Origin of the sequence: Micromonospora sp. DT62 (assembly GCF_049847285.1) — a bacterium.
Classification (GTDB): Bacteria; Actinomycetota; Actinomycetes; order Mycobacteriales; family Micromonosporaceae; genus Micromonospora; species Micromonospora reichwaldensis.
The window spans coordinates 99,780-123,605 of record NZ_JBNCOB010000003.1 but is presented as its reverse complement, the minus strand read 5'-3'; the positions used below and the strand labels follow the sequence as shown (position 1 = coordinate 123,605).

Sequence of the window (23,826 nt, the reverse complement as noted above, 5' to 3'; positions counted from 1 at the left end):
CGAGGACGCGAGGGATCGCAGGCATAGAAGGTTTTCGACGTATTCGTTAGGGTGGCGGGAAGGAAGGTTTCCACCCCGGAGGTGTCGATGCGAACACAGGTGATCCGCGCGGTCGGCGTCCTGACGGCGGGCGGGGTCCTGGCGACGCTGGGCGCCACCGGCGCGCAGGCCGGCCCGGTCGTGCCGCGGCACGCCGTGATCGTCTGCCAGAGCGCCAGCTTCTACGCCAACTACGACTCGGCGAGCGGCCCGCACGGGCTCAAGCGCACGCTGGAGTACGGCAACAAGATCGGCCACACACCCGGCGCGCACCCCGTCTACAACGGCTGGGCCGCCACCTTCGACTTCGGGCCCAACGACTGGGGCTACGTGCGCAGCGAGTGCATCGGGGGCTACGACTCGTGGTGAGCGGGGGAGTGCCGCGCCGGCTGGGCGCATTGCTGGCGACCGTCTGCGCCGTCCTGGCGGTCACGCCGTCGGCCGGGCACGCCGCGAACGGGACGATCGGGCAACGGGAGACGGTGTGCGCCGAGGACCTCTTCGTCCGCACCGCCCCGGTCGGGGCGTGGATGGGCACCCTCTACCGTGGCCAGACGTTCCTCGTCGAGGGGCCGCGCAGCGGCGGATACGTCTACGGCTTCGCCTACGGGCACGTCAACCGGCGCGGCTGGGTGCAGGACGGCTGGTTCTGCTGACCCCGCCCGGCGGGTGACCCTCGGAGTCCCGGGCGGCGGGACCCGGGACTCCGAGGGGTCCGGCGGATCGTCGCCGGCTCACCGGGAGGGCGTCAGCCGTCCGGTACGCCGCCGGTGGGCGCGGATCAGGTCGGCGTAGCGCAGGCCGCTCGCCTTGACCGTCCGGCGCTGGGTGGGGTAGTCCACGTGCACCAGCCCGAAGCGCTTGTCGTACCCGTACGACCACTCGAAGTTGTCGAGCAGCGACCAGACGAAGTAGCCGGCCAGCGGCACGCCCCGGTCGACCGCCGCCGCGCACGCCGCCAAGTGCCGCTCCAGGTGGTCGGTGCGCTCCCGGTCCTCGACGGTGCCGTCGGCGGTGACCTCGTCCCGCCACGCCGACCCGCTCTCGGTGACGACCACCCGCGCGGGGGCGTACTCCTCGGTCACCGCGACCAGCAGCTGCTCCAGCCCGGCCGGGTACGCCTCCCAGTCCATCGCGGTGTGCACCGCGCCCGGCACCGGCACCTGCCGGGCGTACGGCGCCGGCCCCGCCGGGTCGTCGGCCACCACCTGACGGAAGTAGTAGTTCAGGCCGAGGTAGTCGGTCGGCGTGGCGATCACCGTCAGGTCGTCGCCCCGCACCGGCGGCTCGACGCCGTACGTGGCGACCATGTCGGCCGGGTAGCCGCGTCCGTGCAGCGGGTCGAGCCACCACCGGTTGACGTGGCCGTCCATCCGCCGGGCGGCGGCCACGTCCTCGGGCCGGTCGCTCGCCGGCTCGCAGGGGCTGGGATTGAGCACGATCCCGACGGAGGCGGGCCGGGCGGCGGCGGCCCGGATCGCCCGGGTGGCCAGCCCGTGCCCGAGCAGGACGTGGTGCGAGGCGCGCACCGCCCTGGCCAGGTCCCGCTCGCCGGGCGCCATCCGACCCTCCAGGTGCCCGATCCAGGACACGCAGAGCGGCTCGTTGACGGTAGTCCAGTCGGCGACCCGGTCGCCGAGGCGGGCGGCCACGACGGCGGCGTAGTCGGCGAACGCCTCGGCGGTGTCCCGCTCCGGCCAGCCGCCCCGGTCCTGCAACGCCTGCGGCAGGTCCCAGTGGTAGAGCGTCACGAACGGGCGGATCCCCGCCGCCAGCAGGGCGTCGACCAGCCGGTCGTAGAAGTCCAGGCCCTTCCGGATGACCCGGCCGACGCCGTCGGGCCGCACCCGGGGCCAGGCCACCGAGAACCGGTACGCGTCCACCCCGAGCTGCCGCATGAGCGCCACGTCCTGCGGCCACCGGTGGTAGTGGTCGCAGGCCACCGCGCCGGTGTCGCCGTTGTCGACGGCGCCCGGCACGTCGCAGAAGGTGTCCCAGATGGACGGCGCGCGGCCGTCGGCGCGGACGGCCCCCTCGATCTGGTACGCGGCGGTGGCGACCCCCCAGAGGAAGTCGGGCGGCAGCGTGGACAGGTCCGGCACGGGTGGGCTCTCCTTCGGATGTGCGGCCGACATGGCCTCGTGTGCGGCCGTCACGGCCTCACCTGACCGCGCCGGCGGTGAGGCCGGCGACGAAGTAGCGCTGCAACGCCAGGAAGCCGGCCACCACCGGGACGCTGACCACCAGCGACGCGGCCATCACCTGGTTCCAGTAGACGTTGAACTGGGTGGAGTAGCCCTGGAGGCCGACGGCGAGGGTGCGGCTGCCCTCGTCGGTCATCACCGAGGCGAAGAGCACCTCGCCCCAGGCGGTCATGAAGGCGTAGACGGCGACGGCGACGACGCCCGGCACCGCCGTCGGCAGGATGACCCGGAACAGCGTGCGGAGCGGGCCGGCGCCGTCGACCTGCGCCGCCTCGTCGAGGCCGCGGGGGATCGAGTCGAAGTAGCCGACCAGCATCCAGATCGAGAACGGCAGGGAGAACGTCAGGTAGGTGATGACCAGCCCGGTGCGGCTGGCGTACAGCTGGATGCCGGTGGCGGTGCCGAGGTTGACGTAGATCAGGAACAGCGGCAGCAGGAAGAGGATCCCGGGGAACATCTGGGTGGAGAGCACGGTCACCGAGAACAGCCCCCGGCCGCGGAAGCGGTACCGGCTGACGGCGTACGCCGCGAAGATCGCCACGGTGACCGAGAAGACCGCCGCCACGGTCGAGACGACCAGGCTGTTGACCAGGTAGCGGCCCAGCGGCACGGTCGACCACATGTCGACGAAGGCCTGCGCGGTCGGGCGCCGGGGCCACCAGGTGAAGGCGCCCTGCACGTCCTGCAACGGCTTGAGCGCCGAGCTGAGCATGACGTAGAGCGGGACGAGCACGAAGAGCGCGAGCAGGGTCAGCACGATCCGGCGGGCCCAGCGCTCGGCGGCGGTCTCACGCATCGTTCCTCCGGCGGTTGGTGACCAGCAGGTAGCCGGCGGTGACCAGGAGCAGGAACAGCAGCAGCGCCACCGACATCGCCGACCCGGCGCCGAAGTCCCAGGTCTTGAAGGAGCTGCGGTAGATGTGCAGGGAGAGCAGGTTCGCCTGCTCCGGCGCCGAGCCGCCGAAGAGCACGTACGGGGTGTTGAAGTCGTTGAAGGTCCAGAGGAACAGCACCAGCACCAGCACCAGGTTGACCGGGCGCAGCATGGGCAGCGTCACCGAGCGCAGCCGCCGCCAGAATCCGGCCCCGTCCATGGCGGCGGCCTCGTACAGCTCGCCGGGGATGTTCTGCAGGCCGGCCATGACGCAGAGGAAGGCGAACGGCCAGGACCGCCAGACCGAGACGGTCAGCAGCGCGACGAAGCTGTTCTCCCCGATCAGCCAGAACGGCCGGTCGTCGAGGAGGTGGAGCTGGTCGACCAGCACGTGGTTGACCAGTCCGGTGTCCCGCTGGAAGAGGAAGCTCCAGGTGATCACGGCCGTGTAGACGGGCAGCGCGTACGGGGTGAGGAAGAGCGCGCGCAGCACGGCCCGGCCGCGGAAGGGGCGTTGCAGCAGTACGGCGGCGGTGGTGCCGAGCACCCAGGAGAGCCCGACCGAGGCCACCGTGTAGCCGACGGTCACCCCGAACGAGTGCAGCAGCTGCGCCCCCACCGCCGAGTCGACGTCGAGCACCACGCGGTAGTTATCCCAGCCCACGAAGGGCGCGGTGGACCAGTCGCGGATGTGGAACTGGGTCAGCTCCCGCAGGCTCATCCACGCCCCGACGAGCATCGGGACGACGTGGACCGCCAGCTCCAGCACGACGGCCGGGGCGAGCAGCAGGTACGGCAGCAGCGACCGGCGGCGCCCGGGTGACCGGCGCCTCGCCGGGGCCGCGCGGCGGGCGGGCCGCTCCGGTGCGGCGACATCCCGGGCGGGCGTGGTGGTGGCCATCGGGGTCCTCTCGCTGGGTGGCCGTGGGAGGGTCGGCGTCCCTCCCACGGCCACCGGTCCGGCGGGTCAGCGCATCTGCTGCTGGGCCCGGGTCAGCTTCTGCCGGACGCTCTCCTCGGTGACCGGTCTGCCGCTGGCGGCGTCGGCGAAGAGTTCCTTGATGGCGGTGCCGACGAGGGTCTCGAAGGTGCTCTCGTCGGGCACCTGCGGCAGCGGCGCCGCCGTGGTGGCGAGGGTCTGCTGGAGCACCTTCTGCTCCGGGGCGGCGAACGCCGGGTCGTCCGCCACGGTGGCGACGGCGGGCAGCGAGCCGTACGTCCTGTTCAGCGCCACCTGCTCGGCGTCGCTGGTCATGAACTTGACGAACTCCAGCGCGGCGTCGGTGTTCTTCGTGTGCTTGAAGACCGCGAGGTTGATCCCCGCGACCATGTTGTTGACCTTCCTGCCGCCCGGCGGCGGGGCGGCCGGGAACGGCACCGGGGCGATCCCGTACGCGTCGGGGGCCATGTTCTGCGACTTCAGGTTGGACCCGGCGGCCTGCCAGAGCAGCATGGCGGCCTTGCCGTTGGCGAAGTCGGAGACGGACTGGTTCTGCGCGTACTCGGCGTTGCTCGGGTTGACGATCCTGTCGACGGCCATCAGGTCGACGTACCGCTTGACGGCGGTGACGTTCTGCGGGGTGTCGAAGGTCGGCTTGCCGGCGGAGTCGAACCACTCGCCGCCGTACTGCTGGCTGAAGGTGAAGGCGTGGTGGGCGTTCTCCGACGGGTTGGCGCCCTCGACGGCGAGGCCCCAGCGGTCACCGCCGGTCAGCTTGCGGCCGACCTCGGCGACCTGCTCCCAGGTGGTGGGCGGGCTGGTGACGCCGGCGTCGGCGAACGCCTTCTTGTTGTAGTAGAGGGCGTAGGCGAGGCTGTAGAGCGGCACCGCGGCCGGCGGCTTGCCGGGCGCGCCCGCGGCGGCCAGTGCCGCGGGCACGAACCGGTCCTTCCCGCCGACCTTGGCGAGGGTGGCGTCGTCGAACTCGACAAGCGCGCCGGTGGCCTGCAACGACGCCGACCAGGTGTTGCCGATGTTGACCACGTCCGGGCCCTGGCCGGAGGTGGCGGCGGTGAGCAGCCGGTTGAGCAGGTCCGACCAGGGCACCACCTCGACGTTGACCTTGATGCCGGTCTGCTGCTCGAACCTGTCCAGTTCCGGCTGGAGGGTCTGCTTGTCGGCCTCCAGGCTGGCGCCCTGGTTGCTGGCCCAGTAGGTGAGGGTCTTCCCGGCCGCGCCGGAGGAGTCCCCGGAGTCGCCGCAGGCGGTGAGCGTGGTGGCGGCCAGCACGGCCGCTGTGAGTATCGCGAGGTGTCGTCTCGACACGTTCGGCCCTTCCGTTGCACGTGGTGGGGGTCGCCGGCGTCGCGTCGGGGACGGGGGCGAGGGGCGCCGGCGGACGGTGGGCGGTGCGCGCCGGCGGGGCCGACGGTCGACAGTTCCATCACGACTTAATGAATGTGGTCATTAAAGTGGTTGGCCGAGGGGTCGTCAAGCACGGGGTCGTACAGTCGCTCCCGAGGGCCGAGGGGATCGAGGTGGCAGGTGGAGTTGGCGCGCGCGACCAACCGGGGCGTCCGACTGCGAAACCGGTCCGCCCTGCTGTCGAAGGTATTCCTGGACGGCCCGCTCACCCGGCAGGCCCTGGTCCGCAGCACGGGGCTGAGCCAGCCGGCGGTCAGCAACGTGGTCGCCGACCTGATCGACGAGGGGCTGATCGCCGAGGCGGGCGCCGCCGAGTCCGACGGCGGCCGGCCCAGCATGATGCTGCGGGTCGCGCCGCGGTTCGCGTTCGTCATCGGGGTGGACGTCGGGGAGACCCGGGTCCGGGTGGAGCTGTTCGACTTCGCGATGGCCCAGCTGGCCAGTGTCGCGTACCCGCTCGATCCGCGGCGGACGGAGCCGGCGGAGGTGGGCGGGCACGTGCTGGCCGGCATCGACGCGGTCACCGCCCGGGCCGGGGTGGCCGTCGACCAGGTGCTCGGCGTCGGCATCGGCGTCTCCGGGGTGGTCGAGCAGGGCCGGGAGGCCGTGGTGCACGCCCAGTCGCTCGGCTGGGACCGGGTGCCGTTGGAGCGGCTGATCGCCGCGGGCACCGACCTGCCGCTGCACGTCGACAACGGGGCGAAGACGCTCGGCCAGGCGGAGATGTGGTTCGGCGCGGGCCGGGGGGCCCGGCACGCCGTCTTCGCGCTCGTCGGTTCGGGGGTCGGCGCCGCGGTGGTGACCAACGGGGTGACCTACCGGGGCGCCTCCAGCAGCGCGGGGGAGTGGGGGCACACCACCCTGGTCTACGGCGGGCGGCCCTGTCGCTGCGGGGCCCGTGGCTGCCTGGAGGCGTACGTCGGCGCGGAGGCCGTCATCGACCGCTACCGCGAGGCCCGGGGCGGCCACCCGGTCCCGGGCGACGACGAGGAGTCCCAGCTGGCGGCCCTGATCGACGCGGCCGGCACCTCGGCCGCCGCCCGGCGGGTGCTGGACGAGACGGCCGAGTACCTCGGCGCCGGGGTGGCCAACCTGATCAACCTGTTCAACCCGGAGCGGGTCGTGCTCGGGGGCTGGGCCGGCATGGCGCTGGGCGGCCTGCTGCCGGCCGTGCGGGAGGCCGCCGGCCGCCAGGCGCTGCGCCAGCCGTACGAACAGGCCTCGATCGAGCTGGGTCTGCTGGGCGTCGACGCGGTGGCGCTCGGTGCGGCGACGCTCCCGATCGCCCGGCTGCTCACGGCCGGCGGGGTGCGGTCGGCGAATCGGCGGGTTACCGAACAATCGAACTTCACGGATAAATAACAGCGTTATTTATCGATGCCTTGACGGCTGCGCGACGACTCGTCCGGCACCAGCTGGTACGGCAGGACCCCGGCCGGCTCCTCCATCTCGCTCAGCCAGTTCTACGTCGTGCGCCCGGGCACCGGCGCGGCCACCATCAACGCCGCGCTCGCCCAGGGCCGGCACCTGCTGTTCACCCCCGGCGTGCACCACGTCACCGAGCCGATCCGGGTGGACCGCCCCGACACGGTGGTCCTCGGCCTCGGCCTGGCGACCATCCAGGCCGACAACGGCACCGTCGCGATGCGGGTCGCCGACGTGGACGGCGTGAAGGTGGCGGGCATCATGTTCGAGGCCGGCCAGGTCAACTCGCCGGTGCTGATGGAGGTCGGGCCGCCCGGCTCGGCGGCCAGCCACGCGGCCAACCCGACCTCGCTGCACGACGTCTTCTTCCGCATCGGCGGGCCGGGCGTCGGCCGGGCCACCAACACGTTGACCATCAACAGCGACCACGTGATCGGCGACCACATGTGGCTGTGGCGCGCCGACCACGGCGACGGCGTCGGCTGGGCGGTGAACACCGCCGACACCGGCCTGACGGTCAACGGCGACGACGTGACCATGTACGGCCTCTTCGTCGAGCACTACCAGCGGTACCAGACCGTCTGGAACGGCAACGGCGGCCGGACGTACTTCTACCAGAACGAGATGCCGTACGACCCGCCGAACCAGGCCGCCTGGATGAACGGGGCCACCCGTGGCTACGCGGCGTACAAGGTGGCCGACGGGGTGAGCAGCCACCAGGCGTGGGGGTTGGGCAGCTACTGCTACTTCAACGTCAACCCCGCGGTCGTCGCCGATCGCGCCATCGAGGCGCCGACCAGCCCGAACGTCCGGTTCACCAATAGAACGTTGCATTACCTGCAAGATCGCTGAGCCACCCGCCCAGGGGCGGTCCGCCCTGCGCCGGGCCGCCCCTGCGCCACGCCCGGCGGCGTGCGTGCGCCGGCTCGCCGGCCCGCTCCGCGCTACGCCAGCGGAGGCGGCGCGGCAACGGCCACCGTCCCGTGCACCGGCGCGGCCAGCGGCACCGGCCGGCGTACCGACGGCCAGGCCGCCGGGATGCGTTCCAGGACCCCGCCGGCGAAGACGTCCCGCAGGCCGAGCGGCTTGAGATGGACGTACCCGATGTGGCAGTCGCAGACCGCGTTGCCGCACGGCCGGGGGCGCAGCGCCGAGCGCCACGACCCGTCGTAGAGGTTGCCGATCGGCTCGTCGATGAAGTGGCAGCGGCGCACGGTGCCGTCGCCGCGTACCGAGATGGCCGTCTCTCCCGCGTGGCACGGACGGTCGAGCGAGACGTGCGGGCGGACGCTCCAGCCGAACAGCGGATCCAGCTCCGTCCAGGTCGCCTCCTCGGCCGCGTCGTAGCGCCGGCCCTCGGCGGCGTTCACCCACAGGTAGACCTCGGCGGGCAGGGCGGCCCGCAGCGCCCGCGCCTCGGCGAGGTGCTCCGGCAGGCCGACCACCCCGACGGAGTAGCGGATGCCCAGCTCGGTCAGCCGGGCGCAGCGGCCCAGGAAGCGGTCCCGGTCCACCTGGCCGGGGTGGTAGGTGGTCCAGAGCGCGGCGGCGCGCGGGTCGGCGTCGGCCAGCCAGTCCACCCGGGCGGCCAGGTTGGTCTGGATGACCACCCGCTCGACGTGCGGCAGGTGCGACAGCGACACCATCGCGTCGCGGTACCAGCGGCGGGTCAGCCCCTCGCCCCACGGGGTGAACAGCACCGACAGCCGCACGTCGGAGGTGGCCGCCACCCAGGCGGCGAACCGGTCCAGCGCCGCCCGGTCGGCGCGCAGCAGCTCCGGCGGGTCCCGCCGCTTGGCGAACGGGCAGTACGGGCAGTCGTAGTTGCAGCTCGCCAGGGGACCCCGGTAGAGGATCGCGAGGTTCACCTCGGCACGTACCCGGTCATCGCGTCGCGGACCCGGGCCGAGGTCAGCCACGGGCCGATCGCGTCGGAGCGGGCCAGCCCGGCCGGCGTCAGCCGCAGCCCGCCATCGCCGGCCCACCCCCGCTCGACCAGCCGGCCCAGCTCCGGGAAGTCGTCGCCCGGGAGCGCGCCGAAGCGGGTCCGGTAGGCCGCCGCGTCGACCCCCTCGGCGCGCAGCAGCGACTTGAGCAGCCACCGGCGGCGCTGCTCGGCGCCGTCGAGGGCGAACCCGAACTCGGCCAAGCGGAAGTCGTCGGCCGGGCGGGCCAGGTAGTCGTCGAGCACCGCGCGCACCTGCGACACGCCGACCGCGTAGTCGAACGAGTAGTGCAGGGACGTCGTGTAGGAGCGGGCGCCGCAGCCCAGGCCCACCATGCCGTCGTCCTGGCAGCAGTAGTCCGGCCCGTCCGGGGTGGGCGCGTCGGCCCGGCGGAACTGCCGCATCGACTCCTGCCGGTAGCCGGCCGCGCCCAGCGTCGCCACCGCCTGCTCGTAGAGGGCGAGCCGTTGGGCGTCCCAGTCCGCGCGGCCGTGCGCCCGCCGCCCGAGCCCCGTCAGCGGTCGCACGTACAGCGGGTAGAGGTACAGCTCCTCGGGCCGCCACGCCAGGGCCGCGTCGAGGCTCTCCCGCCAGGTGTCGGCGGTCTGCCCGTCGATGCCGTAGATCAGGTCGATGTTGAGCACGGGGATCCGGGCGTCGCGGATCGTGGCCAGGGCCGCCTCCACCTCCGCGCGGCGCTGCGGCCGGCCGGCGGCGCGGGCCTCGGCGTCGAGGAAGCTCTGCACGCCGATGCTCACCCGGGTGGTGCCGTGCGCGGCGAGCACCGCGAGCCGGTCCGGCGTCGCGGTCGCGGGCGAGGTCTCCACCGACAGCGGTACGCCGGGCAGCCGGGCCCCCATCGCGGTGGCGATGCCGAACAGTTCGGTCAGCTCGTCGGCGGTCAGGTAGGTGGGGGTGCCGCCGCCGAGCGCCACGCGGGCGTAGCCGGCGTCGCCGCCCAGCGCGTCGGCGACCCGTCCCGCCTGCCGGCGCAGCTGCCGCAGGTAGTCGGTCACCTGCTCGGCGGGCGCGTTGGCGCGGGTGAACAGGTTGCAGAAGCCGCAGCGCATCTCGCAGAACGGCAGGTGCACGTAGAGGAAGAGCGCCTCGCGCGCCTCGGCCCGCCACACGTCCGCCAGCAGCGGGCGCGGTCGCAGCGGCCGGTAGGAGGTCTTGTGCGGGTACGCGTAGAGGTACTGCTGGTACGGCGAGCCGTCGAGGCCCGTGTCGGTGCTGGTCACCATTCCCCCGGTCGCAGGACGAAGTGGGCGTACGGGACCGTCCACACCACGTCGTGGCCGATCCGGTGGCCGGTGTGGCCGTCCTCCCCGTAGGCGGTGCCGTGGTCGGAGCAGACGATCGCGAACACCGGCCGACCCCGGCCGGTGAGCAGGGCGAACAGCCGGTCGATCCGGCCGTCGACGTACTCCAGGGCGGCGGCGTGGCTGGCCAGGTCGTCGACCTGCGCCCCGGGCAGGTGGTGCCGGTTGGGCTGGTGCAGGGCGGCGACGTTGAGGAACGTGAACAGCGGCTGCCGCGCCGGCACCCGCGGCAGCACCTCGGCCAGCCGGTCGAGCTGCGCGTCCAGGCAGGTGGGGGAGGTGACCCCGAACCCGGGCTCCCAGTGCGCCTCGGCGAACAGGCCCGGCAGCACCGCCCCGAGCGGGCTGCGCCGGTTGAAGAAGCCGACCCCGCCCAGGCAGAGCGTGTGGTAGCCGACGTCGGCGAGCGCCGTGGGCAGGTCGGGCGCGTCGAACACCCAGGTGTCGGCGCCGGACGTCTCGCTGCCGGGGAACGCCGCCGCGTACAGCCGCTCGTGCCGGCCCGGGGTCACCGGGGTGGGCAGGAAACCGGAAAAGAACGCGTGGTGCGCGGCGTAGGTGAAGCTGGCGGGGGAGTGCCGTCGCTCCCACCGCCCGCCGGGCAGGGCCCGCGCCAAATGCGGCGTGCGCCCCCGCGCGGCCAGGTCGGCGGCGACGTCGTGGCGCAGCGTGTCGAGGGTGAGCAGGAGCAGGTCGTGGCTGCCGATCAGACTGCGCACGCGAGCACCTCCCGGCCGACCGCGCCGGCGGGCCGCGCCGCGTCGTCGCCCGGTGGCGTCCGGCCGGCAGCCGACCGCCAGCGGTCCCACCGGCCGTCGGTCAGGGCGCGCACCTGCTCGGCGTAGGTGTCCCGGCCGTCGGTGAGGACCCCCGGCAGCAGGTCGCCGAAGGCGTTGACCTCGGCCACCGCGTGGCGCCGCCAGCCGAGCAGGAACATCAGGTCGATGCCGACCTGGAGGGTGCGGGGGAAACACGCGGCCACCCGCTCGCACGTCTCCATCGCCGCCGCCCACGCCGCCGGCCCGGCCGCCGCGCGCAGCTCGGCGAGGTCCCCGCGCGCGTTGCCCAGGTGCAGGTTGGTCAGCGGCCCCCGGGCGGCGCGCACCACGGCGTGGGTGGGCCGCCCCGCGACCGCCACCACCCGCAGGTCGACCACCCGGTCGCCGAGCCCCGCCTTGGGCAGCCACCGCTCCACGTGCAGACCGTCGGGGGCGATCCGGTCGACCATGGCGGCGACCTCGGCCTCGTCGGTGTAGCGGCGGGGGCGCAGCGAGTTGAACAGCCCGTCCGGGGTCACCTCGATCGTGGTGACCGCCTGCACCCGCCCCCGGGCCACGGCCAGCGCCACCACCCCGGCGGCCGACGAACCGTTTGCGGGCTTGACGAACACGCGGCTCCAGCGGGCCGCCGCCATCGCCGCCCGCAGCTGCGCCCACCCGTGCACCGGGGGCAGCGCGGCCGGCACCGGCACCCCGGCGGCCGACAGCCGGGCGTGGCAGCGCCGCTTGTCGCACAGCACCGCGACGTCCGCCGGGTCGTTGAGCAGTTCCGCGCCGCCGGCGGCGACCCGGTCCAGGCCCCGCAGCAGCCCGGCGTACGTGTCGGCCAGCCCGATCAGCTCGCCGTGCCGCGCCGGCGAGGCGGACCGGCGCAGCAGCCGGTCCACCTCGGCGTCCTCGCCGGGCGAGTCGACCCGTACCAGCGTGCCGGCCCCGGGCGGCGCCGCGCTAGTCAGCACGTCGACCCAGGGCAGCACCTGCGGCCGGGGCAGGCCGGCGGCGAGGACCGCCCGGGTGAACAGGCCGACCCGACGGTTGCCGGGGTTGCCGACGACGGTCAGGCGCATGTCACTCCGACACCGCCGTGTAGCGGTAGCTCTCGCCGTCGTACTCCTCGGGCTCCTGCGGGTCGGACACGTCCACCGCGACGCCCGGCAGCGCGGCGACCAGCGACGCGGCCGTCTCCTCCGTCAGGTAGTGGTGCGACAGGTCCAGCTCCGCCAGGTGGGTCAGCGGCTGCCCGGCCAGCAGGGCTGCCGCGCCCTCGTCGCCGAGCGTGCCCATCGACAGGTCCAGCCGTTCCAGTCGGGGCACCACCGGCGCGGACGCCAGCGCCCGGGCGAGGTCGTCGGCGATCTCCGAGTTGCACAGGGCGAGCCGGCGCAGCTGCGGGAACCGTTCCCCGGCCAGCAGCGGGGCGAGGTCGGTGACCTGCGCGTCGCCGCCGTAGTCGGCGGTGCCGAGCCACAGCTCCAGGTCGGTCAGTGCGGGCAGGGCGGAGTCGAGCACCGCGCCGACGAACGCCCGGGACAGCCCGCCGCTCTCCACCGCCAGCTCCCGCAGCCGCGCGTGCCGTACGGGGGAGAACGCGAAGTTCTCGCCGCCGCGCACCCGCAGCACCTCCATCGCCGGGTACGCCGTCAGCAGCGCGCTGACGTCGCCCACCCTCATCCAGGAGACCTCGCACTCCTCGGAGGTGATGTCACCGAGGAAGAGCGCCCGCAGGGCGGGCAGGCGCGGCGCCGCCGCGCAGAGTTGCGCGATCGGGGCGGGATGGAACGCCGCGTAGCCCCAGGAGCCGACGACCAGGGACTCCACGGACGGCCCGGCCTGCGCGACGAACCGGTCGAACGCGTCGCGGAACTCCGCCGAGAGCGAGTTCTCCGTGGTCTCGTGGTCGAAGTGCCAGTGGGCGATCCGCCACGAGACCGGGCCGTCCACCGTGGGCAACGGCCCGTCGGCGGGAACGTCCACCACCGGACGGCCGGCGAAGTGGCGCGCGTGGGAACCGAAGGCCATCGCCGCTCACTCCCCGACCGCGGTGAAGCGGTGGAGGGTGCCGTCGAAGTCCTCGGCGACCTGCGGGTCGGAGAGGTCCACCCGTGCGCCCGGCAGTGCGGCGACCACCGCCGCGGCCGCTTCCTCGGAGAGGAAGTGGTGCTCCAGGGCGAGTTGCGTCAGGTGGGTCAGCGGCTGCCCGGCCAGCAGCGCCTTCGCGCCCTCGTCGGTCAGCGTGCCCATCGACAGGTCGAGCGCCTCCAGCCGGGGGACGACCGGTGCGGTCGCGACGGCCGCCGCCACGGCATCGGCGATCTCCGCGTTGCAGAGCCCGAGGTGCCGCAGGGCGGGCAGGCCGGCGCCGGAGAGCACCCCCGCCAGGTCCTCGACGCTCGCGTCGCCGCCGTAGTCTCTGCGGCCGAGCCACAGGTCCAGCCGGTGCAGGGCCGGCAGCTCGCACGCGCCGACGGCCCGGACCACCTCGGCCGGCAGCCCGCCGGACTCGAAGCGCAGCTCGCGCAGCCCGGTGTGCCGGACCGGCTCCAGCCGCAGGCCCTGCGCCCCGCGCACCCCGAGCACCTCCAGCGACGGGTACGCCGCGAGCAGCGGCGTGATGTCGCCGTGCATGAGCCAGGAGATCTCGCACTGCTCGTAGGTCAGGTCGGCGAGGAAGAGCGCCCGCAGGCCGGTCCACTCCCCGGCGGCCTCGACCAGCGCCTCGATCGGCAGGGGCCGCTCGTAGGCCTCGCCCCACTCGCCGATCACCAGGGCGCGCACCGCGTCGGCCGGCACCTGCTCCCGCAGCGCCCGGACGAGACCGAGGAACTCCTCGGGATCCGCGTCGAAGTCCTCGACCTCCAGCCGCCAGGCGACCGCCGACGGATCGTCGGGGAGTGTCATCCCCGGGGTGAAGGGCACTGTCGGTAACCCGACGAACGACGACACGTGCGAGCTGATCACGCCTACCTCCGGTCCGACTGGTGCAGCGGCGGCGCGACGGTAACAGGTCCGCCCGACAGGATGATCAGTGCGCCGGGCGGCGGGGGCCGGACCGCGGTCGCCGGGAGCCGCCGGGGTTCCCGGCGCCGCCCGCCGGTCGGTCACAGCCCGAAGAAGTCGAGGTAGGCGTCGATCTGGTGGGCGAGCATCGGCTCTCCCGGGTGCGCCCGCAGGCCCCGGGCCCCCGCCTGGGCCAGCAGGAGCGTCTCGGCCGGCGTCATGATGATGTCGGCGACCACCGCGTGCGCCGGCAGGTCCGCCACCGCGAACGGCGGCGGGTCGTCGGGGCCCAGCCCCAGGGGCGTGGCGTTGACCGCCAGGTCGGCGTCGGCCAGTCGCGGTCGCGCGGTCGCGCCGACCCGGCCGGGGTACGCGGCGGACAGCCGCCGCCGCAGCGTCTCCAGCCGGCCCGGGTCGGTGTCGCTGAGTCGAAGTTCCGCCACCCCGGCGTCGAGCAGCGCCACCGCGATCGCGCTGCCCGCGCCGCCCGCGCCCACCACGCACGCCCGGCGGCCCCGGGGATGGTGTCCGGCCCCGGCCAGCCCGCGGACGAACCCGTCGCCGTCGAAGGTGTCCGCGGTCCACGTCCCGTCGGGCTCGCGCCGCAGCGCGTTGGCGCTGCCGGCCAGGCGGGCGCGGTCGCTGGCCCGGTCGACGAGTTCCAGCACGGCGGCCTTGTGCGGCACGGTGACCAGCATCCCGTCCAGGTTCGCCACCCGTTGCAGCCCCCGCACCACCTGGGTGAGGTCGGCCGGCGCCGCGTGGACCGGGACGAGCACCGCGTCGGTGCCGCGCCGGGCCAGCACCGGGTTGAGCAGCCCGGGGGCGCGCACCTGGGCGATCGGGTCGCCGAGCAGCGCGTACACCCTCGTGGCGCCGCCTATCTCGGTCATGGGCGTCTCCGCGGGCAGGGGTCGTCCGGCGCGGCCGGACCGGGGGCGGTGCCGACCCTACGCGACGGGTGTGCCCGCCCCGGCGCGGCCCGTCGAGCCGGCGGCCCGGCCACACGGTACGGGGCGTGGCCGGGCCGCCGGCACCGGTCAGGAGGAGGTGGCGGCCGCCGAGGGGAGGGCGTCGAGGCGGCGGGAGAGGGAGAGCAGCGAGTACCCGACGAGGGCGAGCACCGCCCCGAGGCCCATCGCCAGCGCGGCGATGCCGAAGGAGACGACCGAGGTGAACAGGGAGGAGCGCAGGAACGAGCCGGTCATGACGGTCTGCCGGGTGGGGTCCTCCCGGCCGAGTTCGGCGTACGTCTTGCCGCCGCTGGCCTCCAGCGAGTGCTTCTCGATGACCTCGGCCTCCGCGTACGCGGTCAGCGGGCCGTCGATCTTCTCGCCCGCGAACCAGTCCGCGTCGTCGGAGACGGTGATGCGTTCGTCGGCGAGCTGGCTCTGCACGGTGAACCAGGTGGCGGCCCCGCCGACCAGCATGATCAGGCCGGCGACGATGACCAGGACGGACAGCAGCCGGACGGTGGAGCCGACCGCCTGGGACTTCGCGGTGGTGTCGGTCATGGTGTCTCCTCTCCCGCGCCCGGGGCGGGTGCCCCGGGGTGCGGATGTGTCTATGTTGAAATGCGACACGGTATCGGCAATCGCAGGCGTGCCGCATCCGTCGTACCGACGGCAGACGCGCCGCGCCCACCCGCCGGAATCGGTCGGGTGGGCGCGGTGCGCTGGTGGCCGCGGGTGCTCAGCCGCTGGACGACGGCCTGCGGATCGCGTCGCGGACGCGGTCGATGACCGCCAGCGCCGGTCCGACCGCGAGGTTGCCCTTCGCGGACTGGGCGCTCGGGTGCGGGCGCGTCGGCGCGGTCGCCTCCGCCATCCGTACGGCGCCGGCCATCGTGCGCAGCCGGTCGGCGGGCACGTGCTGGCGCAGCAGCGGGAACTCCTGGCGTTCCTCGTAGCGGGCGTGCGTGAGCACCGCGTCGCGCAGCAGGATGATGCCGGTGTCGAAGCCCTCGGCGTCGACACCGCCGGCGATCAGGGTCTTCAGCGTCTCCTTGGCCTGACGCTCCTCGGCGAGGCGTTCGTCGACCATGGCGTCGCCGCCCCCGCCCGGCAGCGTCCGGGCCAGCGGGTGGACGACCTCCTCCTCGGCGGTCTCGTGCGCGGCGAGCAGCTTCACCAGGTCGTCGAAGGCGTCCCGGCGGGTCTCCCCGGTGCTGCCGATGACCAGCAGGAACAGCTCCTCGATCCGGGCGTGCTGGGCCAGCAGCAGGTCGACGACGTCGTCCTCGGGGCCGCGCGTGGCCGGGGCGCCGGTGTCAGGCATGGCTGCCTCCCCGCGCGCGCAGCGACTCCACCGGGTGGGGCCCCTCGGTCTCGACGCGGTACTCGTCGCCGAAGCGCTCCCGGTGCATGTCGATCACCTGCTCGCTCGGCGGCTTCTGCCCGTCGTGCAGCTGCTGCTGCATCGACTCGAAGCGCTCGTGCGCCTCCCGCACGTACCCCTCGCCGATCTTGTTCAGGTCGACCTGGGTGGCGAGCAGGTGGCGCAGGTACTCCTTGTTCGGCTCGAAGGTCAGCGGCTCGGGCAGGCCGGCGCCGCCCACGATCTCCTCCGGCTCGCGGCCGTCGTGGCGGCGCAGCAGGTCGGCGGCCTGCTGAAGGTGCGCCAGCTCCATCTGCAGGTGCAGCTCCCACACCGCCTTGATGCGGGGGTCGCTCTCCTGCTGCATGAAGGAGTAGTAGAGCCAGCACTCGTTGTACTCGTGGGTGAGCAGCCGCTCCCACCAGTTCTCGCCCGGGTCGAGCAGCGACTCGTAGTGCGTGACGTGCTCCTGCTCGATGAGGCTGATCTCCTGGTAGAGCTGCCGCGCGATCGGCTCCATGTACTGCGGCCCGACGTTCATGTAATAGAACATGACCTGCTGCTCGGCCGACAGGATGGTCAGCGCGTGCAGCTTGGAGCGGGGGTCGACGCTGTTGCGGTCGTACGGGGTGCGCACCTCGTCGAACGGGTGCCGGTGCTCGGCGACGGTGGGCCGGCCGGGCATGACCTCGGTCAGGCCCTGCACGATCTTGTCCGCCTTGCGGCGTTCCACCATCTCGTAGAGGTTGGCGTAGCGGTAGAGGTGGTCGAAGTCCTCCAGCACGCCGAACTCGTAGCTCTGCTTCAGGTAGGGGTCGGGCTCGTGCCGGGCCACCCACGCGGTCAGGTCGACGGCCACCTGCTCGTAGCCGAGCGTCGTCTCCAGCACGCTCGCGGCGCCGGGCAGCAGCCAGTTCACCACCCGCTGCTGCTGGCTCTCCAGGTAGCGCACGTACGCCAGCTGCCGGCGGACCTCCTGGTCGGGGCAGTTGCGGGCGAACTGGTGCTGGAAGTTGATCGCCTCGACCTCGATGCCGTTCATGGTGATGATGCGGCAGCGGGTGTACGGGTCGACCGCCTCCGGGTCGATCGGCTCCACGTTGAGTTCGCGCCAGTTGCGGATCTGGCTCTCCAGCGGGATTCCTTTGTGCTCCAACGGGTTGAACACGGCGTCTCCTTCTTCGGCCGGGGTATCAAATGCCCTACCCCGACAGTCCGGGCGAAAACGGCGAGCCCGGTTGTTCCTCGGCCGGCGGACTGGTGATTTCACCGATGCGGCGCCGCCGGCGCCGTCGAAGACTGATGCATGTCGATATGCCCCGTCCCGTAGGGAGTGCCCGACGTGTCATCACCAACCACCACCGCCGCCCGTCCCCGTCCCGCCACCCGCCTCGCCGGCCTGGCCGTGGCCGCCGTCCTGGCCACGGCGGGCGCGCTGGCCGCCCCGCCGGCCGCCCAGGCCGCCGCCAACCCGTACGAGCGCGGTCCGGCCCCGAGCGTCGCCCTGCTGGAGGCCAGCCGCGGCCCGTTCGCCACCTCGTCGCAGAACGTCTCCTCGCTCAGCGTCACCGGCTTCGGCGGGGGCGTCATCTACTACCCGACCAGCACCGCCGAGGGCACCTTCGGCGCCGTCGCCATCTCGCCCGGCTACACGGCCTCCTGGTCCAGCATCGACTGGCTCGGGCCGCGGATCGCCTCGCACGGCTTCGTGGTGATCGGCATCGAGACCAACACGCGCCTCGACCAGCCGGACAGCCGCGGTCGGCAACTGCTCGCGGCGCTCGACTACCTGACGCAGCGCAGCTCCGTACGCAGCCGGGTCGACGCCAGCCGGCTCGCCGTCTCCGGCCACTCGATGGGTGGCGGCGGCAGCCTGGAGGCCGCGGTCTCCCGACCGTCGTTGCAGGCCGCGGTGCCGCTCGCGCCGTGGAACCTGGACAAGTCCTGGTCCGACGTCCGGGTGCCGACCCTGATCATCGGCGGGGAGAGCGACAGCGTCGCGCCGGTCTCGTCGCACTCGGAGCCGTTCTACAACAGCATCCCGGCCTCGTCCGAGAAGGCGTACCTGGAGCTCAACGGGGCCAGCCACTTCTTCCCGCAGACCGTCAACACGCCCACCGCCCGGCAGGCGGTCGCCTGGTTGAAGCGGTTCGTCGACGACGACACCCGCTACGAGCAGTTCCTCTGCCCCGGCCCGAGCGGCTCCGCCATCCAGGAGTACCGCAACACCTGCCCGAGCGCCTGACGCTCTCCGGGGTGGCCGTCACCCCCGGCCGCCCCGCGGCGCATGGCTGCCCGGTCGGTGCAGAAACCGTCGGCCGCCGCCCAGGTTTGGGCGGCGGCCGACGAGCGTGCCCGCGAGCGTCGGAGGTATTGACGGCCCCCGTCAGAAACGTACACTCCCAGTGTAAATACTGGCGGCTGCCGGGGGGACGGGTGATGGAGCAAGGGCTCGCACTGCACCACATCGGGGTCCGCTTCGGCGGCCTCACCGCCCTCGACGACGTCTCGCTGCGGGTGCCGCCCGGCCGGGTGGTCGGCGTGATCGGTCCCAACGGGGCCGGCAAGACCACGCTGTTCAACGTGGTCTGCGGCTTCGTCCCGCCGGACGAGGGCTCCCTGACCCTCGACGGCCGGCCGCTGCGCCCGCGCCCGCACCGGCTCACCCGGCTGGGCGTCGCCCGCACGTTGCAGGGCACCGGGCTCTTCGCCGGGCTCACCGTGCTGGAGAACGTGATGACCGGGGCCACCCACACGGCCCGCGCCGGCTTCCTCGCCGCCCTGCTCGGCCTGCCCCGCAGCGACCGCGACGAGCGCCGGCTGCGCCGGGACGCCCTCGACGTCCTCGACACCCTGGGCATCGCCGGGCACGCCGACGCCGCGCCGGGCACGCTGCCCTTCGCCGTACGCCAGCGGGTCGCCCTGGCCCGCGCGCTGGCCGCGCGTCCCCGGCTGCTCCTGCTCGACGAACCCGCCGGGGGCCTGGGCGCCGACGACATCGCCGAGCTGGCGGAGCTGATCCGGGGGCTGCCCCGACGCGACACCGACCCCTGCGCGGTGCTGCTGGTGGAACACCACATGGACCTGGTGATGTCCGTCTGCGACGAGATCGTGGTGCTCGACTTCGGGCGGGTGATCGCCGCCGGCACCCCCGACGAGGTGCGCGACGACCCGGCGGTCGCCGACGCCTACCTCGGCGCCGAGGTCGACGAGGCCGCCGCATGACCGGCGAGGACCTGCTCGAGGTGCGTGGCCTGGTGGCCGGCTACGGCGGCGCGCCGGTGCTGCACGGGATCAACCTCGCCGTCGCACGGGGCACCATCGCGGCGGTGGTCGGCGCCAACGGCGCCGGCAAGACCACGCTGCTGCGCGCCCTGTCCGGCATGCTCCGCCCGGCGGCCGGCCGGGTCGTGCTGGCCGGGGAAGACCTGCGCGGCGTCGCGGTCGAGCAGCTCGTGCGCCGCGGCATGGCCCACGTGCCGGAGGGCCGCGGGGTGGTCGGCGAGCTGACGGTCGACGAGAACCTGCGCCTCGGCGGGCTGTGGCGGCGCGACCGGGCCGACGCCGCCCGCGCCCTCGACGAGGTCTACCAGCTCTTCGAGCCGCTGGCCCGGCGGCGGCGACACCTCGGGCACCAGCTCTCCGGCGGCGAGCGGCAGATGCTCGCCCTCGGCCGGGCACTGGTCGGCCGGCCCCGCCTGCTGCTGCTCGACGAGCCGTCGCTCGGCCTGGCGCCGCGGGTGGTCGCCCAGACCATGGCCCTGCTGCGCAGGCTGCGCGACGACACCGGGCTGACCGTGCTGCTGGTCGAGCAGAACGTGCGCAGCGCGCTCTGGATCGCCGACCAGGGCGTGGTGATGTCCCTGGGCCGGATCGTCACCACCGCCCCGGCCGCCCGGCTGCGCGACGACGCCGACCTGCGCCACGCCTACCTCGGCTTCTGACCCCCTCGTCCCCGCAAGGGAGGACCGTTGGACCGCTTCGTCTTCCTCACCCTCGACGGACTGTCCAGGGGCGCGGTCCTCGCCGCGTTCGCCCTGGCCCTGGTGCTCATCTGGCGGGCGGCCCGGATCGTCAACTTCGCCCAGGGCGCGATGGCCGTCGCCACCGCGTACGTCGCCTACAGCGTCTCCGCCGCGACCGGCTCGTACTGGCTGGGCTTCCTGGCCGCGCTCGGCGCCGGGCTGCTCCTCGGCGCGGCGGTCGACCTGGTCGTCATGCGCTTCGTCGACCACGCCTCGCCGCTCAACCCGGTGATCGTCGCGCTCGGGCTGGTGCTGCTGATCCAGGCCGTCCTCGGCATGGCGTACGGCAGCGAGTTCCTGCCCGCCGGGACGCCCTTCTCCCGCAACCCGCTGACCGTGGGCGGCGTCGCCGTCCTGTCGCCGTACGACCTGTTCGTCTTCGCGGCGGTCGCGGTGGTGGTCGTGGGGCTCGCCTGGACCTTCACCCGCACGGCGGTGGGCCTGCGGATGCGCGCGGCGGCGTTCGCGCCCGAGGTGTCCCGGCTGCTCGGGGTGAACGTCGGCGGCATGCTCACCCTCGGCTGGGCGCTGGCCTCCGGGGTCGGCGCGCTGGCCGGCATGCTGGTCATCCCCACCGAGTTGGGCCTGCACCCGCACGCGATGGACCTGGTCTTCGTCTCGGCGTTCACCGCCGCCGTGGTGGGCGGGCTGGACAGTCCACCGGGGGCGGTGGTCGGCGGCCTCGCGGTCGGGCTGCTGCTCTCCTATGTCAGCGGCTACGCCGGCAGCGACGTCACGCCGCTCGCGGTGCTGGTGCTGCTGCTGACCGTGCTGCTGGTCCGTCCCGCCGGGCTGTTCGCCCCGGTCGCGGCGAGGCGGGTGTGAGCGCCACCCGGGCGGTGACCCCGCCGGACACGCAGGCCCGGGTCGGCCGCACCGGCCCCGCCGATCCCCGCCGCGGCTCGACCCTGCTGCGCCACCTCGGCCTCGCGGCCGTCGCCGCGCTGCTGCTGGTGGCCGCCAGCTACGGGCTGGAGCCGTTCCGCAACTTCCAGCTCGCCACCGTGGCCGCCTACCTGTGCGCCACCGCCGGGCTGACCGTCCTCACCGGGCTCAACGGTCAGCTCTCGCTGGGGCACGGCGCGCTGATGGCGACCGGCGCGTACACCGTGGCCTTGTGCCAGAACGCGTTCGCCGACTCCGGGATGACCGGCGGCTGGCTGCTCCCGGTCTCGCTGGGCGCGGCCGTCCTGGCCGCCCTCGCGGTGGGCGCCGTGGTCGGGGTGGCCGCCGCCCGGCTGCGCGGGCCATACCTGGCCGGCGTCACCCTGGCCGTGGCGGTCGTGGTGCCGGCGCTGACCGTCACCTTCGACGGCGTGTTCAACGGCGAGCAGGGGCTGGCGGTGCCGGTCGAGCCCCCGCCAGCGGCCCTCGGCGTCCACTTCCCGTACGAGCGCTGGCAGCTCTGGGTGACCGCGGCGGCCACCCTGCTGGCCCTGCTGCTGCTGGCCAACGTGGTCCGCAGCCGGTACGGCCGCACCTTCCGGGCGGTCCGCGACGACGAGGTCGCCGCCCGGCTCGCCGGCATCCACGTCGCCCGCACCCAGGTCCTCGCCTTCGTGGTCAGCGCGGCCGGCGCCGGGCTCGGCGGGGCCCTGCTCGCGGTGCTCGCGCAGAGCGTGTCGCCCGGGGCGTTCTCGCTGACGCTGTCGCTGTTCCTGCTGATGGCGGTCGTCATCGGCGGGCTGGGCAGCCTCGCCGGTGCGGCGTGGGGCGCCGTCCTGCTGGTGGCCCTGCCCGACCTGACGCACGCCGTCACCGAGCAACTCACCCTGTCGCCGGCGGTCGCGCAGCGGGTCGAGGGTAACCTCCCGCTGGCGATCTTCGGGCTCACCCTGGTCGTCGTCATGATCGCCGCTCCCGGCGGCGTGCAGGGCCTGCTGTCCCGGCTGGCCCGGGCCTTCTCCGCGCGTCCGGCGGGCCGCCGACGGCCGCCGCGCCGACGGCCGGCCGACTCCCGCCTCGGCGGGGGACGGACGCCCTGAGCCGGCCCGGTCCGCCCGGCAAACCGCACCCGTCCCACCCGAGCACCCGCCCGCACCCCACCACCACCCCACCCCACCACCAACCGGACCGAGGAAAGGTCGGTGTCTGACATGACACGAACGGCACGGCGCGGCCTCGCGCTCGCCACCGCCATCACCCTGCTCGTCACCTCCGCCGGCTGCGCCGGGGACGACGGCGGCGGCCGGGGGGCGGTCCCCGGCGTCACCGACACCGAGATCGTGGTCGGCACGCACATGCCGCTCACCGGTCCGGCCTCCGCCGGCTACTCCAAGATCGCGCCCGCCACGAAGGCGTACTTCGACCACGTCAACGCCAACGGTGGCGTGCACGGCCGGAAGATCACCTACAAGATCATGGACGACGGTTACAACCCGGCGAACACCCAGCAGGTGGTCCGCCAGCTCGTCCTGCAGGACAAGGTCTTCGCCATCCTCAACGGGCTCGGCACGCCGACCCACACCGGCGTGCTCGACTTCCTCAAGAGCAACCGGGTGCCCGACCTCTTCGTCGCCTCCGGAAGCCGCAGCTGGGACCAGCCCGACCGGTATCCGGGCACGTTCGGCTTCAACCCCGACTACACGGTCGAGGGCAAGATCCTGGCCCAGCACGTGAAGACCAGCCTGCCGGGACGCAAGGTCTGCTTCCTCGGCCAGGACGACGACTTCGGCCGGGACAGCCTGGTCGGCGTGGAGAAGGTGCTCGGCGCCGGCGCGGTGGCGGCGAAGCAGACGTACGTCACCAGCAACACCAACGTGGCACCCCAGATCGGCGCGTTCAAGGCGGCCGGCTGCCAGGTGGTCGTCCTCGCCACCGTGCCCGGCTTCACCGCCCTCGCCGTCGGCACCGCCGCCCGGCTGAACTTCACGCCGCAGTGGCTCGTCTCCAACGTCGGCGCCGACCACCCGACGCTGGCCAAGCAGCTCGGCGCCAACGCCGGGCTGCTGGAGGGCATGGTCGGCGCCAACTACCTGCCGATGCAGAACGACGCCGCCGACCCGTGGATCCAGCTCTTCACCAAGGTCAACAAGGAGTACAACGGGGACGCCCCGTTCGACGGCAACACCGTCTACGGGATGGCGGTCGGCTACCTCTTCGTGCAGGTGCTCCTCGCCGCCGGCAAGGACCTCACCCGCGAGGCGGTGACCGAGGCCGTCGCCAAGGGCGGCTACCAGGGGCCCGGCCTGGCCCCGCTGCGCTACTCCGACACCGACCACTCCGGCTACGGCGGGCAGCGGCTGACCCGGGTGAGCGGGGGGACGCAGGCCTACTTCGGGCCGACGTACGAGACGGACGAGGGCGACGGGCCGGTACGCGAGCACACCGTCGCGCCGGTCGCGCCGCCGGCCAACGGGGTGCCCACCGCCTCCTGACCGGGCGCACCGGGCGTGGCGCGTCGGCTTTCCGGCCCGCCACGCCCGGTCCTGTTCTCGGGCAGAGGGCGCTCAGGCTCCGGGCCCTCTCCCGGAGCGCGAACTGTCCGCATCGACAGTGCTGTTACGCCGAAGGGCTGTCGGCGGGATGAGACCT

General features: G+C 73.8%; 24 protein-coding genes. 10 read left to right on the top strand and 14 right to left on the bottom strand.

Annotated features, from left to right (window positions below; all coding sequences use genetic code 11):
* Positions 1-87 precede the first annotated feature (87 nt).
* Both ACPXCB_RS06490 and ACPXCB_RS06485 read left to right on the top strand, forming a co-directional pair.
* The gene (locus tag ACPXCB_RS06490) at positions 88-408 is read left to right on the top strand and encodes a hypothetical protein (protein WP_425873088.1); all 321 of its coding nucleotides are present in this window, start codon (positions 88-90) and stop codon (positions 406-408) included.
* Positions 405-695, top strand: coding sequence for a hypothetical protein (locus ACPXCB_RS06485; protein ID WP_425873086.1), 291 nt, complete (start codon positions 405-407; stop codon positions 693-695). Before ACPXCB_RS06490 ends, ACPXCB_RS06485 begins: the two co-directional genes overlap by 4 nt.
* Positions 696-773: 78 nt before the next feature.
* Here the strand turns inward: ACPXCB_RS06485 and ACPXCB_RS06480 are convergent, their stop codons facing one another.
* The 4 genes from ACPXCB_RS06480 to ACPXCB_RS06465 form a co-directional block, all read right to left on the bottom strand.
* The gene (locus ACPXCB_RS06480) at positions 774-2,174 is read right to left on the bottom strand and encodes a GH1 family beta-glucosidase (RefSeq protein WP_425873419.1); all 1,401 of its coding nucleotides are present in this window, start codon (positions 2,172-2,174) and stop codon (positions 774-776) included.
* Between the two features lie 25 nt (positions 2,175-2,199).
* Positions 2,200-3,039 (bottom strand): carbohydrate ABC transporter permease, encoded by an 840-nt coding sequence (locus tag ACPXCB_RS06475; RefSeq protein ID WP_151453922.1) that lies wholly within the window; start codon positions 3,037-3,039, stop codon positions 2,200-2,202.
* Complete coding sequence (locus tag ACPXCB_RS06470; protein WP_425873083.1) at positions 3,032-4,018, bottom strand: carbohydrate ABC transporter permease; 987 nt, start codon at positions 4,016-4,018, stop codon at positions 3,032-3,034. The genes ACPXCB_RS06475 and ACPXCB_RS06470 overlap by 8 nt, the downstream gene beginning before the upstream one ends.
* Before the next feature lie 66 nt (positions 4,019-4,084).
* On the bottom strand, positions 4,085-5,383 hold the full coding sequence (locus ACPXCB_RS06465; RefSeq protein WP_425873081.1) for an ABC transporter substrate-binding protein: 1,299 nt from the start codon (positions 5,381-5,383) through the stop codon (positions 4,085-4,087).
* Between the two features lie 219 nt (positions 5,384-5,602).
* Between ACPXCB_RS06465 and ACPXCB_RS06460 the strand changes: the two genes are divergently transcribed.
* Positions 5,603-6,844 (top strand): ROK family transcriptional regulator, encoded by a 1,242-nt coding sequence (locus tag ACPXCB_RS06460; RefSeq protein ID WP_425873079.1) that lies wholly within the window; start codon positions 5,603-5,605, stop codon positions 6,842-6,844.
* A 108-nt stretch (positions 6,845-6,952) separates the two neighbouring features.
* On the top strand, positions 6,953-7,759 hold the full coding sequence (locus ACPXCB_RS06455; protein ID WP_425873078.1) for a hypothetical protein: 807 nt from the start codon (positions 6,953-6,955) through the stop codon (positions 7,757-7,759).
* Between the two features lie 92 nt (positions 7,760-7,851).
* Here the strand turns inward: ACPXCB_RS06455 and ACPXCB_RS06450 are convergent, their stop codons facing one another.
* The 10 genes from ACPXCB_RS06450 to ACPXCB_RS06405 all read right to left on the bottom strand — a co-directional run bounded on the left by ACPXCB_RS06450 (position 7,852) and on the right by ACPXCB_RS06405 (position 17,435).
* Positions 7,852-8,775, bottom strand: coding sequence for an STM4011 family radical SAM protein (locus tag ACPXCB_RS06450; RefSeq protein WP_425873076.1), 924 nt, complete (start codon positions 8,773-8,775; stop codon positions 7,852-7,854).
* On the bottom strand, positions 8,772-10,094 hold the full coding sequence (locus tag ACPXCB_RS06445; RefSeq protein WP_425873074.1) for an STM4012 family radical SAM protein: 1,323 nt from the start codon (positions 10,092-10,094) through the stop codon (positions 8,772-8,774). The genes ACPXCB_RS06450 and ACPXCB_RS06445 overlap by 4 nt, the downstream gene beginning before the upstream one ends.
* On the bottom strand, positions 10,091-10,894 hold the full coding sequence (locus ACPXCB_RS06440) for an STM4013/SEN3800 family hydrolase (protein ID WP_425873072.1): 804 nt from the start codon (positions 10,892-10,894) through the stop codon (positions 10,091-10,093). The genes ACPXCB_RS06445 and ACPXCB_RS06440 overlap by 4 nt, the downstream gene beginning before the upstream one ends.
* Complete coding sequence (locus tag ACPXCB_RS06435; protein WP_425873070.1) at positions 10,882-12,021, bottom strand: STM4014 family protein; 1,140 nt, start codon at positions 12,019-12,021, stop codon at positions 10,882-10,884. Before ACPXCB_RS06435 ends, ACPXCB_RS06440 begins: the two co-directional genes overlap by 13 nt.
* A gap of 1 nt (position 12,022) precedes the next feature.
* The gene (locus ACPXCB_RS06430; RefSeq protein WP_425873069.1) at positions 12,023-12,973 is read right to left on the bottom strand and encodes an STM4015 family protein; all 951 of its coding nucleotides are present in this window, start codon (positions 12,971-12,973) and stop codon (positions 12,023-12,025) included.
* A gap of 6 nt (positions 12,974-12,979) precedes the next feature.
* Complete coding sequence (locus tag ACPXCB_RS06425; RefSeq protein WP_425873067.1) at positions 12,980-13,852, bottom strand: STM4015 family protein; 873 nt, start codon at positions 13,850-13,852, stop codon at positions 12,980-12,982.
* Between the two features lie 200 nt (positions 13,853-14,052).
* A complete protein-coding gene (locus ACPXCB_RS06420; protein ID WP_425873065.1) occupies positions 14,053-14,844 on the bottom strand; it encodes a shikimate dehydrogenase family protein in 792 nt (263 codons plus the stop codon).
* A 147-nt stretch (positions 14,845-14,991) separates the two neighbouring features.
* Positions 14,992-15,465: an aromatic ring-opening dioxygenase LigA gene (locus tag ACPXCB_RS06415; protein WP_425873063.1), complete on the bottom strand. Its 474-nt coding sequence runs from the start codon at positions 15,463-15,465 to the stop codon at positions 14,992-14,994.
* A gap of 178 nt (positions 15,466-15,643) precedes the next feature.
* Positions 15,644-16,228, bottom strand: a complete 585-nt coding sequence (locus ACPXCB_RS06410) for a hemerythrin domain-containing protein (protein WP_425873062.1) — start codon at positions 16,226-16,228, stop codon at positions 15,644-15,646.
* Entirely contained in the window at positions 16,221-17,435 is a 1,215-nt protein-coding gene (locus ACPXCB_RS06405; protein ID WP_357580772.1) for a hypothetical protein, read from the bottom strand. The genes ACPXCB_RS06410 and ACPXCB_RS06405 overlap by 8 nt, the downstream gene beginning before the upstream one ends.
* A gap of 174 nt (positions 17,436-17,609) precedes the next feature.
* On the opposite strand from ACPXCB_RS06405, the gene ACPXCB_RS06400 reads away from it, so the two are divergent.
* The 6 genes from ACPXCB_RS06400 to ACPXCB_RS06375 all read left to right on the top strand — a co-directional run bounded on the left by ACPXCB_RS06400 (position 17,610) and on the right by ACPXCB_RS06375 (position 23,669).
* Positions 17,610-18,512, top strand: a complete 903-nt coding sequence (locus ACPXCB_RS06400) for an alpha/beta hydrolase family protein (protein ID WP_425873060.1) — start codon at positions 17,610-17,612, stop codon at positions 18,510-18,512.
* Between the two features lie 194 nt (positions 18,513-18,706).
* Positions 18,707-19,492, top strand: a complete 786-nt coding sequence (locus tag ACPXCB_RS06395; protein ID WP_425873058.1) for an ABC transporter ATP-binding protein — start codon at positions 18,707-18,709, stop codon at positions 19,490-19,492.
* Complete coding sequence (locus ACPXCB_RS06390) at positions 19,489-20,211, top strand: ABC transporter ATP-binding protein (protein ID WP_425873056.1); 723 nt, start codon at positions 19,489-19,491, stop codon at positions 20,209-20,211. Before ACPXCB_RS06395 ends, ACPXCB_RS06390 begins: the two co-directional genes overlap by 4 nt.
* Positions 20,212-20,238: 27 nt before the next feature.
* Complete coding sequence (locus ACPXCB_RS06385) at positions 20,239-21,117, top strand: branched-chain amino acid ABC transporter permease (protein WP_311410436.1); 879 nt, start codon at positions 20,239-20,241, stop codon at positions 21,115-21,117.
* The gene (locus ACPXCB_RS06380) at positions 21,114-22,277 is read left to right on the top strand and encodes a branched-chain amino acid ABC transporter permease (protein ID WP_425873053.1); all 1,164 of its coding nucleotides are present in this window, start codon (positions 21,114-21,116) and stop codon (positions 22,275-22,277) included. The genes ACPXCB_RS06385 and ACPXCB_RS06380 overlap by 4 nt, the downstream gene beginning before the upstream one ends.
* Positions 22,278-22,388: 111 nt before the next feature.
* Complete coding sequence (locus tag ACPXCB_RS06375) at positions 22,389-23,669, top strand: ABC transporter substrate-binding protein (protein ID WP_425873051.1); 1,281 nt, start codon at positions 22,389-22,391, stop codon at positions 23,667-23,669.
* Positions 23,670-23,826: the final 157 nt, after the last annotated feature.

What these genes read in the sequence shown, in the direction of transcription:
- ACPXCB_RS06490 (WP_425873088.1), top strand. Translation starts at nt 88, where the DNA reads ATGCGAACACAGGTGATCCGCGCGGTCGGCGTCCTGACGGCGGGCGGG.
- ACPXCB_RS06480 (WP_425873419.1), bottom strand. Translation starts at nt 2,174, where the DNA reads ATGTCGGCCGCACATCCGAAGGAGAGCCCACCCGTGCCGGACCTGTCC.
- ACPXCB_RS06475 (WP_151453922.1), bottom strand. Translation starts at nt 3,039, where the DNA reads ATGCGTGAGACCGCCGCCGAGCGCTGGGCCCGCCGGATCGTGCTGACC.
- ACPXCB_RS06470 (WP_425873083.1), bottom strand. Translation starts at nt 4,018, where the DNA reads ATGGCCACCACCACGCCCGCCCGGGATGTCGCCGCACCGGAGCGGCCC.
- ACPXCB_RS06435 (WP_425873070.1), bottom strand. Translation starts at nt 12,021, where the DNA reads ATGCGCCTGACCGTCGTCGGCAACCCCGGCAACCGTCGGGTCGGCCTG.
- ACPXCB_RS06430 (WP_425873069.1), bottom strand. Translation starts at nt 12,973, where the DNA reads ATGGCCTTCGGTTCCCACGCGCGCCACTTCGCCGGCCGTCCGGTGGTG.
- ACPXCB_RS06425 (WP_425873067.1), bottom strand. Translation starts at nt 13,852, where the DNA reads ATGACACTCCCCGACGATCCGTCGGCGGTCGCCTGGCGGCTGGAGGTC.
- ACPXCB_RS06420 (WP_425873065.1), bottom strand. Translation starts at nt 14,844, where the DNA reads ATGACCGAGATAGGCGGCGCCACGAGGGTGTACGCGCTGCTCGGCGAC.
- ACPXCB_RS06415 (WP_425873063.1), bottom strand. Translation starts at nt 15,465, where the DNA reads ATGACCGACACCACCGCGAAGTCCCAGGCGGTCGGCTCCACCGTCCGG.
- ACPXCB_RS06410 (WP_425873062.1), bottom strand. Translation starts at nt 16,228, where the DNA reads ATGCCTGACACCGGCGCCCCGGCCACGCGCGGCCCCGAGGACGACGTC.
- ACPXCB_RS06395 (WP_425873058.1), top strand. Translation starts at nt 18,707, where the DNA reads ATGGAGCAAGGGCTCGCACTGCACCACATCGGGGTCCGCTTCGGCGGC.
- ACPXCB_RS06390 (WP_425873056.1), top strand. Translation starts at nt 19,489, where the DNA reads ATGACCGGCGAGGACCTGCTCGAGGTGCGTGGCCTGGTGGCCGGCTAC.
- ACPXCB_RS06375 (WP_425873051.1), top strand. Translation starts at nt 22,389, where the DNA reads ATGACACGAACGGCACGGCGCGGCCTCGCGCTCGCCACCGCCATCACC.